Here is a 10,768-nt window from a genome sequence, read left to right on the forward strand (position 1 = left end):
AGGACTAAAGTCCTCACTACGAACCTAATCTATCTGCTCCACTACAACTCCATCAACTATTTCATAACCCCAGCTAGAATTTCTGGCTGCAAGTTGTTTAGCCATGTCGTATTCGCCCAAAATACAAAGCTCTATTAACTGCTGAAAACCTGAATTTTTCTCGCGCTGCAATCTTTCCTGACGCAGCTTTTCTCTTTCTGGATTAGAAGGATTTGGGCGCTCACTTCCCAGCGGATTGATATCGCTAATTCGTTTCATTTTAGCCTCATTAAAAAGGGATAGATTCTACAATTTCACCGTCAAAAATTTCATAGCCCCATTCTGGATTAGCAGCAATTTGTTTTTCAACTATACTTCGACCGAGAGAAGTTTGGTAAGCTTTTTGCAAAAACGAAATACTCGGGATTTCGTCTGTAGTTGGTGGCTGTTGTTGTTCGATTTTTGGCGGTTCAGGAATTGGTTCAGATGTGGATGGATTAAGGGCAAATTGCGGCGCGATCGCCCCTAATTTATTCATCACACTTTCTTTGGTAATTTGCGGTCTTTCGTTGAAGGAAGACGGTAAATATGCGGTTTCTACCCCTTGGTTTTTGGCTTTGAGCGCATCATCCGCAAGGCGATCGCACTTTCGCAAAAAACCCTCCCACAAATCCTTCCCCAAAACCGGGTTTCTCAAATCAGCACGAGCTTTAGATACCGCTGCTTCCAGCGGTTCGCCCTTGTGCACGTAATACTGAATTCGCTCCTCCTCAAACGCCGGATAAGGCACTTCCGGCTCAATTTCCCACTCCCGCTTAACTTTCTGACTTTCTCCTAAAGGAATTCCCGCGATAAACTCGTCCCAAAAAGTCGAAGTTAAGCCCTTTGTCATGCTATCAATAATTTTAAAAGCCCATCCCGAAGGATTGCCAAACCATAAGTTATGCTGTCTGGCATATTCTTCTAAAGCTCGCTGAAAGTTATGCAGTTCTTCTTGGGAATTCCAAGGCCCGCTAAATCGATAATTTGGATTGACTGCAACCGCTATTTGCTGCCGCGGTTGCCCGAAAAACTTGTCAGTTTTAACCGCACGCTCTGGGGTGTAAGTTTCGGCAAATATTTCTAGAGGAAGATTGTTGTTTTCGCGGCTTGTTTGTGTTATGCTATCGCCGGAAGTAGGTGTCAACAAGTTATTAAATTTTTCCTCGAAGGCGTCAATATCCGCCCAGAGTTCGAGAGTGTCGGTGTTGGGATTTGTGGATTTTGCTTTCAGGAGCGATCGCACTTTCAGCAGCCGTATCGCTAATTCCTGTTCTTCGCGATTTAAACCAGTAGCTTTTTCAATTTCGCTGCTGTTAGTTTTCACCCATTCGCCCGAGTTAGACTGTTGTGTTTGCCATTGCAACAATTGGCACAGAAAAATGCTAGCAGTGACTCCGCCAGTAATTTTGCCTAGTGTCGGATAGTAGATGGCGGGATTTCCGAGATTTCCTAAAAATATTCCTATTTTCATGTTTGATATTCCTAATTCCCTTAAATTGTAGGGTGCGCCATCAGCACCTTACCCTTAAATTGTAGGGTGCGGCATCAGCGCCGAGATCTCCACTAAAGTAGCATCAAAAAACTTAAGATTTTCTTTAAGCTTCTGTCTATTCCTGACTGAATGGAGTTTCTAGAGGAAAGACGGGGATCGCTTGTGCGATCGCCTGATTGACAGAACCGAGTTAAACGTAATAATAAATTATTTACTGTACATTTCCCCCCAAAATGAATCCAGAACGTCAAGAGGCTTATTTGAACTTGATCGAGCGAGTGCTTACCTGTCCCAACGGTCAAGAACCAGAGGTTTTAAGTTCCTGTTCCGATTTAATAGATGCGGGATTTGTGCAGATGCTAATCCAGATATCAGCTTCAATGGCCCGGGAAGGTGACGAAGATACTGCTAATTTTTTAGTGCAACTTGCTCGCTTGCTGGGGAAATCTTTGGGTTTGTCACCGGATGTCGTACCCGCTAGCTACAGCCGCGCACAGTGATAGATAAAAGTACGCGCAGCGTAGCTATCTCTACGCAATCCCCTCGTTGTATCATGTTTTGGGAAATCGGGGAATCTTAACTCCATCGATACCTTTACAACTGATATTCAAGAGGCTCGCAAAAATCATTTACCCCAGTTTTAAATACATAAATAATCACCGATGTTACCAAAATCTGCGGGCAAGTTTTGGCAGCAACTAAATCTCTAAAAGCAGCATTCAATTGTCCGTTTATCAACTCTTCTTTTACCTCAGATTTGCAAATAGCAACGCGGCATCTTTTTGCCAATCCATCCAACCAGTTTTCAGAGATATTCGGTTCTTGTCCAGCTTGAATTGCTAGAGAAATAGCTGCATCTTCGATGTTGCCTTCACAATCTTCGATTTCGTCTAGGGCTTTGAGGGCTGCGGGATATTCCGCTAATTGCGATCGAAATTGGGCAATTTCTTGTGAGGTAATAATCACCATAAGATTTTCTTGTGTTTTCGGCTCGCGGATATGTTTAGCAGTTAAAGTTGGTATTATAGCATTTTTTGGTTGAGGTTGGGATTGCGCGATCGAACTTAATTACATTTGCAATTAATTGTTGCCACTTCGCAATAGCCCGCCTGGAGGTTAAATCCTCATCTAAAAGCAGAAGTCAGGGCGATGAAGCCTGATGTTAAAATTGATTAGTTTCCTCTGTAATTGCGAAGTTTGTGAATTAATCGCAGACTTTAGCTGATAAATATGTCATTGACAAAAGAGTGACTGAATATCAAGACTGCAACCACTTCATAAACTTATCCGTCGCAGTGCCGATAGACTCTCCCACCTGTTTCTTCAAACGCCACCGCCCAAAAGCTTGTTCGTAATCTTCCCCTTCAGTTTGATAAACATTCCAAGCATTCAGCGACAATCCCAATCCCCAGGTTAGTAAAATGAAGAGTGACCAAGAAAGCTCGTGGGATCCTGCTAGATTAAACAAAACTAAAAAAGTATTGACAATGCCGTATTTTGTCAAGTTTTTTCGCAATTTGCCGCGACGGTAAGAGTTAAAAACCAGCTTTTCCTGAAATTCACCTCTAGTGGCTAACCATTGCTGTTCCGCCGCCACGATATCCTGTTCGGAAATGCCTAATTCCGCCCCAATCTCGAAAAGCTGCACTCGGGAAAGTTCGCCGTCATCTTGTCGCCGTGCGATCGCAAGCTGTAAAATACCTTGGGCATCCTCAGCACCGTAAATTTGATTTATTTGACTGTCATTGGTCGCCATATAATAAGTTTCCTATAATTCCTGATATCCTTTCTATGATAGAGACAAGCGCTGTTAAACGGTAGGTGGTGCCATTGGCGGATTTCAACACCCGGAAACTGCCGAAAGTCGATCGAACGGGCAAGATGCCCATTCCACAAGATAATTGATTAGTTGTGGAACAGGCATCTTGCCTGTTGCTGCTGTATTGTGGAACAGGCATCTTGCCTGTTGCTGCTGTATTGTGGAACAGGCATCTTGCCTGTTGCTGCTGTGGAACAGGCATCTTGCCTGTTGCTGCTGTATTGTGGAACAGGCATCTTGCCTGTTGCTGCTGTATTGTGGAAAATATCAATTCTAACCCAAAGTATACATCCAGCCATCCCGGGCGCAAATCCTCACAAGCCCATCCCAAACAACAGGTGTCGCCTCAAACGATAAACCCGGCTTAAATCTACCCGATTCTTTTACCTTCAAACGGTAAAACTCGCCCTTAGCATTTTTCAAAGCATTCTTATCCCCCGACTTCGCTCGTTCCCACTTCAACTCAAACAAATAAACACCATTATATCCCGCACTAATTAGTTTATTGCCATCAGTAAATATCGGAGTAGAAATCGAAGAACCAATCTCCTTTTTAAACACGATTACCGGAGTATCGTAAGACTGATTTCGCCAAGGTACAGCATTCTTTTTACCTGTAATCGTATCTTGGGAACCGATGTACAAATTGCCATCGATCGCATTTGTGGCAAATAGCGCTGGAAATCCCCCAGGATTGTACTCATCATTCAACGCCACCGAACCGATTATTCCGCCTTCCCAGCCTGAAAGTCGGCGATTTCCGGTTGGCAAAAACCATTCGACGCTGGCATTCGGTTCTTTGTTCGGATTTAGTTTGAGGACTCCGCCGTTACCTGCAATGTATTGTTTTTCGATCGCACAAAACAGTTTCCCCGATTTAGATATTACAGCACTTCCATCAATATCTGAACCAGTATAGAAATCCCATACTATCTTTTTTGTTTTAATACTTATCCCATAAATATGTCCAGAACCCGCAGCTATAAACAGTCTATCTTTGAGCCGAGAAGGTGATGATTCTGCTACCAAGTTACCGCCGTGCTTGCTGATATCTCCTGGCGCATAAAGCTGTACTTCCGACAAGATCTGCGGTTGCTTAATTCCTTGTTTAACTTTAGCTTTGCTGGCAGAACTATTGATAAAATAGCCGATCGCATTTTCCCCCGCATTGAACAACAGGCCATCGCCCAGATACAAAGCACTGCTATCGTTATCCTGACTGTAGCTGGGCGTTCTCCGGATGTCCAACTTCCACAGTTCCTTACCGGTTCTAAAAGATATTGCCCTAAAACTCGGGACAAGATTTTTGCCACCACCGCCACTGCGGCTGCCTTGCAAAATCACAATTCTGTTTTCGGCGTTGGCTGTTTTGTCGATATAAATTGTTGAACTTCCTTTAATTATATCATCAAATTCATAGCGCCAAACTTCTTTATTTGTCGCCATGTCTATTTTGTGCAAATAGTGGTCAAAAGCACCTATAATTAAATAAGTTTTATCCCGATCTCTGGTAATTGTTGGCTGTCCAGTCCAACCGGCACCACTCCAAACTTGAGATTGCCTTCCCAAAAAAGTCCGGCCGCTTCCTAGCTCAAATTTCTTGATTAACTTCAAGCCTTTGGGGACACCTCTACCGTAAAACCTGCGCTGGTCATTTCCCAAAAAAGTCGGTACGAATAATTCTACTTCTTGAACTAATTTTTTTGCCTGTTTTTTGGAGTCACTATTGCTTTTTAATAGAGGCTTGTTAGATGGTTCTGCTTTTTCAGATGGTTCGGATTGGCACTGTTTGAGAATGACAGGAGGAACTACAACACTCAACAAAAAATGTCCGAGCCGTTGATTGAAATTTCGACGAGATGATAAACTCATTTTATATCGAGATAATCAGTAATAATATTAAAACATGATTGTCGCCAAAACTTAACTAAAACATCTCACGCTAAACTGCTAAATAACTGACAAACTTACTCAGCACAAGTTAAATTATCTTTGATTATGGTCAACCGTCTTGCTCAATCCCAAAGCCTTTACCTGCGGAAACACGCCGAAAACCCGATCGACTGGTGGCCCTGGTGCGACGAAGCCTTAGAAACGGCCCTGGGCCAAAATAAACCGATTTTTTTGTCAATTGGCTACTCTAGTTGCCACTGGTGTACAGTGATGGAAGGAGAAGCATTTTCCGATCGCGCGATCGCCGAATACATGAATTCGCAGTTTGTACCGATAAAAGTCGATCGCGAAGAACGCCCGGACATCGACAGCATATATATGCAAGCCTTGCAAATGATGACGGGCCAAGGCGGTTGGCCTCTCAACGTTTTTCTCACTCCCGACGAGCGAGTTCCCTTCTACGGTGGCACTTATTTCCCCGTAACTCCGCGCTACGGACGCCCCGGATTTTTAGAAGTGTTGCAATCTATTCGCCGCTTTTACGATACAGAAAAGCGCAAATTGCAAGCCTTCAAAGGAGAAATTTTAGACAACCTCCACCAGTCGGCGCTGCTGTCAGTAACAACCGCAGAATTAAATCGCGAAGTCTTCCAAAAAGGCTTAGAACTCAATACCGGAATTATTGCCCGGAGTAACCCCGGGCCGAGTTTTCCAATGATGCCCTATGCTGATTTAGCACTGCGGGGAACGCGCTTTAATTTTGATGCAAAATATGACAGCAAACAAGTCTGCACTCAGCGCGGCTTAGACTTAGCCTTGGGCGGCATTTACGACCACGTAGCGGGGGGATTTCACCGCTACACGGTTGACGCAACTTGGACTGTGCCGCACTTTGAAAAAATGCTCTACGATAACGGTCAAATTGTTGAGTATTTAGCGAATTTGTGGAGTGCGGGAATTGAAGAGCCAGCTTTTGAAAGTGCGATCGCGCGGACAGTAGAATGGTTGAAGCGAGAAATGACTGCGCCGACTGGCTATTTCTACGCAGCACAGGATGCTGACAGTTTTAACACTTCAGAGGAAGTTGAGCCGGAAGAAGGAGCGTTTTATGTTTGGACTTACACCGAACTACAAACGCTGTTAACTGTCGAGGAATTTGCTGAAGTTCAAGAACAGTTTGATATTAGTCGCAGTGGCAATTTTGAAGGCAAAAATGTATTGCAGCGCCGACATCCGGGAAAATTCAATGCAACGGCAGAAACGGCTTTAGCTAAACTTTTTGCTCTGCGCTACGGCGGCCATCCAGATACTGTGCAAACCTTTCCGCCAGCCCGCAACAATCAAGAAGCGAAAAACGACAGTTGGCCGGGGAGAATTCCCGCAGTTACTGACACGAAAATGATTGCGGCTTGGAATAGCTTAATGATTTCGGGTTTGGCGCGGGCGGCGGCTGTTTTTGGGAATTTTGAGTATTTGGAATTGGCTGTGAAAGCTGCTAATTTTATTTTAGACAATCAGTGGATTGACGGGCGGTTTCAGCGACTGAATTATGACGGACAATCGGCGGTGGCGGCGCAGTCGGAAGATTATGCTTTGTTTGTGAAAGCTTTGTTGGATTTGCATCAAGCGAGTTTGATGTTAGGAAACGGGGAATCTGTACAGCAATTGCCGAATTCTCAGTTTTGGTTGGAGAAAGCTGTGCGGGTGCAAGATGAGTTTGATGAGTTTTTGTGGAGCTTGGAATTGGGCGGGTATTACAATACTGCTAAGGATGCTAGCGGGGATTTGTTGGTGCGGGAACGCAGTTATACTGACAATGCTACTCCGGCGGCTAATGGAGTTGCGATCGCCTCTTTGGTTCGCTTGGCGCTGCTGGGTCAAAATTTAGAATATCTCGATCGCGCCCAACAAGCTTTGCAAGCTTTCAGCAGTATTGTCCGAGATAGTCCCCAAGCTTGTCCGAGTCTACTTTCGGCTTTAGATTGGTACCAGCATTCTACCCTAATTCGCACGTCGCCCGACCAGATTTCTGGATTGATTTCGCGGTATTATCCGACTGCTGTCTGTCAGATTGAGGCTGATTTACCTGAAGGTGTTATCGGGTTAGTTTGTGAGTGTTTGACTTGCAAAGAACCTGCGAAAAGCCAAGAGATGCTGTTAGCAGAAATTCTGCACAGTCAAACGCGAGTATAGAAGGAGAAGGACTTCAGTCCTTACTACAAACTTTTAGGGAAAAAGAAGGACTGAAGTCCTTACTACAAACCTTTAGAGGAGAAGGACTTCAGTCCTTAGTACAAACCTTTTAAGAAAAAGAAGGACTGAAGTCCTTACTACAAACCTTTAGAGAAAAAGAAGGACTAAAGTCCTTACTACAAACTGGTTCGTAATAAGGACTTTAGTCCTTTCAATGTTAGGTCTCAATTCGCCCAAATTTTGACTAAATATTCTATCGTCACCTCGACAGCATGGGCGATTAACACCTGCAATTGACATCAGCCCGGACGTGCGATCGCCTTCGGCGGTAAAAATTGTGTAGAAAAAAAACTTGACATCAGCCGACGATAGAAAGTAAAAATAAATAACAGCAATCACCAAAATGAGGCTTTATGTTTGATTCGCGATCGGTGAGCGACAAGTATGACATTGATAAATTGCTATCTCGTACAACAATTTTGGCTAAAAGACATCCGGTAAAATACGGAGAATAGATGTTTTTTTTGAACCTTGTTCAGCAATCTAAAATTCACAATTCTGCAATCTAAAATCTAAAATCTAAAATCTAAAATGGCAACAGCTATTCTCGACCTGGAAATCTCCCAACTACCGCCAGAAATAGCGGTTGAGGAGCGTTACAGCAAAGCCTTGGTTTTAATTAGACTGCACGGAAAACCGATCGGTCAAGCGACTTTACCCGCAGTCGGAGGTCGCATAGACGGCTCCCAATTGCGGGAAACACTGATGAATGCTGTGGGCGATAACCTGTGGAAAAATTGGCTCTACGAGACCCTGGAATGGGACGAACGCGGGCCAGTACAGGCAATGCCCACAGCCACTGTAGCGGTTTGCACGCGCGATCGCCCGGAAGATTTGCAGCGCTGTCTCGACGCGTTGATGCGGCTGCCCGACGACGGTCAGGAATACTTAGTAATTGACAATTGTCCCGCCACGGAGGCTACGAGGGAACTGGTCGAAAATTACCCAAAAGTCCGCTACGTGCGGGAAGACGTGGCGGGGTCTAGCACTGCCCGCAACCGCGCTGTGCTGGAAGCTAAGGGGGAAGTTATCGCTCTGACAGATGACGATGCAGTACCAGATCCGAACTGGTTGCGATCGCTCTTGCACAATTTCGGCGATCCGCGAGTTATGTGTGTCACCGGGTTGGTAATGCCTTTGGAACTCGAAACTGAAGCTCAAGAATGGTTCGAGCGTTACAGCCCCCACGGACGTGGATTTCAGCGAGTCATCTTCGACGGGGCGTACTGCAACCCGCTGATTGTAGCTCCTATAGGTGTTTCGGCGAGTATGGCTTTGCGGAAGAGCGCGATCGACTGCGTAGGTCTATTTGACGAAGCTTTGGGTGTGGGGACGCCTGCAAAATGCGGGGAAGATCACGAACTTTATGTCCGCATCCTGACTGCGGGCTATCGCATTATCTACGAACCGAGGGCTCTAAGCTGGCATCGTCACCGGCGCGATTGGGAAGATTTGCGCAAAACGATGTACTGCTACGGAATTGGAGTCTACGCTTTCTGGACGCGCACTTTGGTGAAAAATCGGGAGTTTAGCATACCGCTGTTAGCCTGGGGATGGCTGCGCTACAAACAACTGCCTGAGTTGATTGCTTCTTTGCGAAACAAACCGGACTCTATCCCAAAAGACTTGCTCTTAGCTCAACTTCGCGGCTGCATCGGCGGCCCGATGGCTTATTTTGCTTCTCGCAAACGGTTGCAAGAAATTAAAGGGAAGTCAGTAGTTAGTAGTTAGTAGTCAGTAGTCATTAGTCATTAGTCATTGGTCATTAGTCATTAGTCATTAGTCATTAGTCATTAGTCATTAGTCATAGTGCTGTCCCCGCTCGCGAACGTTATTAGCGCGAGCGTCCCCGCTCGCGAACGTTATTAGCTGAGATTCTTCCATCTTCCATCTTCCATCTTCCATCTTCCATCTTCCATCTTCCATCTTCCATCTTCCATCTTCCAATTCCTATTACCAATTACCAATTATGAACAGGGAAAATCTCACTGTTAGCGTAATTATTCCCAGTCACAACCGCAGTTATTCGCTGCGGCGCGCTCTCGATGCCCTGCACTCGCAGACTTATCCGATCGACCTCATCGAAGTGACGGTAGTTGCAGATAGCTGCATTGACGATACTTTGGCAATGCTCAAAGACTACCAAGCTCCGTTTAAAATACAGGTTATTGAAGCAAAGTGTCGGGCTGCTTCGATCGCCCGGAATACCGGAGCAGCCTCCGCTACCGGAAAACTGCTGATATTTATAGACGACGATATCGAACCAACTCCGCCTTTAGTCGAAAGTCATGTACGCATTCACCAACAGCGTCCGGGCTGCGCGGTAATCGGCCCTTATCCTCCTAAATTGCAGGGAGGGACTAGATTCTTTGACGTAACAGTGCGGGCTTGGTGGGAAGAAAAATTTTATGAGATGAGCCAGCCTGCTCACCGTCACACTTATCAAGACTTGCTCACCGGCAACCTTTCTCTGGATGCAGAACTGTTTGCTAGCACCGGAGGCTTCGATTCAGGCTTCGGCCAAGGCACTGCCCATGAAGATTACGAGTTCGGCTTACGCTTGCTCAAAGCAAATATACCTTTTGCTGTGGCAGCGGATGCAGTCGGGTATCACTACGAACACGAAACTAACAACCTCGATCGCTCTTTTCGGCGCGCGCGTGCGGAAGGCCGCTCCGATGTCTTGCTGGGTCAGAGGCACCCAGAACTCAGACCTACTCTGCACGTAGGGGATTACGAAACTCCTTACTCTCTGGTCGATCGGATTTTGGTCGCCCTGGTTTTTTACTGGCCGGCCGCGCTAGATTTGCTGGTGTTGGGACTGAGACGATCGCTAGATTTACTAGAAGCTGTCCGGATGCGCGGTACTTGGCGGTGGCTGAACACTAAATTGCGCGGTTACTGGTACTTCCGTGGTGTGGTAGACGAATTGAAAACTCGATCGGGCATTTCTAGTTTTCTGCAAGAAGGCCCGGCCCGCGCGGATTTGGCAGAAAACGAAATAGAAATCGATTTGCAGCAAGGTTTGGAAGCAGCAGAACAAAGGATTGATGCCGAAAGACCCGCCGGTATTTACCTTTACTACGGCCAACTGACAATCGGTCATATCCCTCCCGAAGTTGGCGCCGAACCTTTACGGGGAGTTCACCTGCGAACGATTCTGGCGCTGCACTTAGCCGAACCGCTGGCGAGAGCGATGGCGGTTAACGGTATGCCACACAGTTCTGAGTCGATCGCAACACAACCTTTACTTGCTTTTGAAGATCGTGTTTTGGCAATTAAATAATTGC

The 10,768-nt window shown here is 45.8% G+C and carries 10 protein-coding genes; 4 read left to right on the forward strand and 6 right to left on the reverse strand.

The genetic code is table 11. The annotated features are described in order from the left end of the window. Positions 1–24 precede the first annotated feature (24 nt). Positions 25–258, reverse strand: a complete 234-nt coding sequence (locus JGK22_RS09035) for a hypothetical protein (RefSeq protein WP_293180911.1) — start codon at positions 256–258, stop codon at positions 25–27. 10 nt (positions 259–268) lie between these two features. Continuing rightward, on the reverse strand, positions 269–1,492 hold the full coding sequence (locus JGK22_RS09040) for a hypothetical protein (protein WP_293191094.1): 1,224 nt from the start codon (positions 1,490–1,492) through the stop codon (positions 269–271). A gap of 254 nt (positions 1,493–1,746) precedes the next feature. Here JGK22_RS09040 and JGK22_RS09045 point away from each other — a divergent pair, with 254 nt between their 5' ends. After that, complete coding sequence (locus JGK22_RS09045) at positions 1,747–2,013, forward strand: hypothetical protein (RefSeq protein ID WP_293180917.1); 267 nt, start codon at positions 1,747–1,749, stop codon at positions 2,011–2,013. A 94-nt stretch (positions 2,014–2,107) separates the two neighbouring features. On the opposite strand, the gene JGK22_RS09050 is transcribed toward JGK22_RS09045, so the two are convergent. The 4 genes from JGK22_RS09050 to JGK22_RS09065 form a co-directional block, all read right to left on the reverse strand. After that, positions 2,108–2,482: a hypothetical protein gene (locus JGK22_RS09050; RefSeq protein WP_293180920.1), complete on the reverse strand. Its 375-nt coding sequence runs from the start codon at positions 2,480–2,482 to the stop codon at positions 2,108–2,110. A 289-nt stretch (positions 2,483–2,771) separates the two neighbouring features. Beyond that, positions 2,772–3,269 carry a 2TM domain-containing protein gene (locus JGK22_RS09055; RefSeq protein WP_293180923.1) on the reverse strand — a complete coding sequence of 166 codons (498 nt, stop codon included), beginning with the start codon at positions 3,267–3,269 and terminating at the stop codon, positions 2,772–2,774. After that, positions 3,256–3,603, reverse strand: a complete 348-nt coding sequence (locus JGK22_RS09060) for a hypothetical protein (RefSeq protein ID WP_293312721.1) — start codon at positions 3,601–3,603, stop codon at positions 3,256–3,258. Before JGK22_RS09060 ends, JGK22_RS09055 begins: the two co-directional genes overlap by 14 nt. A gap of 2 nt (positions 3,604–3,605) precedes the next feature. Further along, positions 3,606–5,204 carry a PQQ-binding-like beta-propeller repeat protein gene (locus JGK22_RS09065; RefSeq protein WP_293206461.1) on the reverse strand — a complete coding sequence of 533 codons (1,599 nt, stop codon included), beginning with the start codon at positions 5,202–5,204 and terminating at the stop codon, positions 3,606–3,608. A 126-nt stretch (positions 5,205–5,330) separates the two neighbouring features. Between JGK22_RS09065 and JGK22_RS09070 the strand changes: the two genes are divergently transcribed. From JGK22_RS09070 to JGK22_RS09080, 3 genes are all read left to right on the forward strand, one after another. Further along, entirely contained in the window at positions 5,331–7,418 is a 2,088-nt protein-coding gene (locus JGK22_RS09070; RefSeq protein WP_293270184.1) for a thioredoxin domain-containing protein, read from the forward strand. A 591-nt stretch (positions 7,419–8,009) separates the two neighbouring features. Beyond that, positions 8,010–9,209, forward strand: a complete 1,200-nt coding sequence (locus tag JGK22_RS09075) for a glycosyltransferase (protein WP_293180935.1) — start codon at positions 8,010–8,012, stop codon at positions 9,207–9,209. Positions 9,210–9,447: 238 nt separating this feature from the next. After that, a complete protein-coding gene (locus JGK22_RS09080; RefSeq protein ID WP_293180941.1) occupies positions 9,448–10,764 on the forward strand; it encodes a glycosyltransferase in 1,317 nt (438 codons plus the stop codon). Positions 10,765–10,768: the final 4 nt, after the last annotated feature.

Source organism: Microcoleus sp. PH2017_08_TRC_O_A (assembly GCF_020738665.1).
Taxonomy (GTDB): domain Bacteria; phylum Cyanobacteriota; class Cyanobacteriia; order Cyanobacteriales; family Microcoleaceae; genus Microcoleus.

Excerpts from the sequence above, each read along its gene's own strand:
- JGK22_RS09070 (WP_293270184.1), top strand. The coding sequence starts at position 5,331 with ATGGTCAACCGTCTTGCTCAATCCCAAAGCCTTTACCTGCGGAAACAC.
- JGK22_RS09065 (WP_293206461.1), bottom strand. The coding sequence starts at position 5,204 with ATGAGTTTATCATCTCGTCGAAATTTCAATCAACGGCTCGGACATTTT.
- JGK22_RS09040 (WP_293191094.1), bottom strand. The coding sequence starts at position 1,492 with ATGAAAATAGGAATATTTTTAGGAAATCTCGGAAATCCCGCCATCTAC.
- JGK22_RS09050 (WP_293180920.1), bottom strand. The coding sequence starts at position 2,482 with ATGGTGATTATTACCTCACAAGAAATTGCCCAATTTCGATCGCAATTA.
- JGK22_RS09035 (WP_293180911.1), bottom strand. The coding sequence starts at position 258 with ATGAAACGAATTAGCGATATCAATCCGCTGGGAAGTGAGCGCCCAAAT.
- JGK22_RS09055 (WP_293180923.1), bottom strand. The coding sequence starts at position 3,269 with ATGGCGACCAATGACAGTCAAATAAATCAAATTTACGGTGCTGAGGAT.
- JGK22_RS09045 (WP_293180917.1), top strand. The coding sequence starts at position 1,747 with ATGAATCCAGAACGTCAAGAGGCTTATTTGAACTTGATCGAGCGAGTG.
- JGK22_RS09080 (WP_293180941.1), top strand. The coding sequence starts at position 9,448 with ATGAACAGGGAAAATCTCACTGTTAGCGTAATTATTCCCAGTCACAAC.
- JGK22_RS09075 (WP_293180935.1), top strand. The coding sequence starts at position 8,010 with ATGGCAACAGCTATTCTCGACCTGGAAATCTCCCAACTACCGCCAGAA.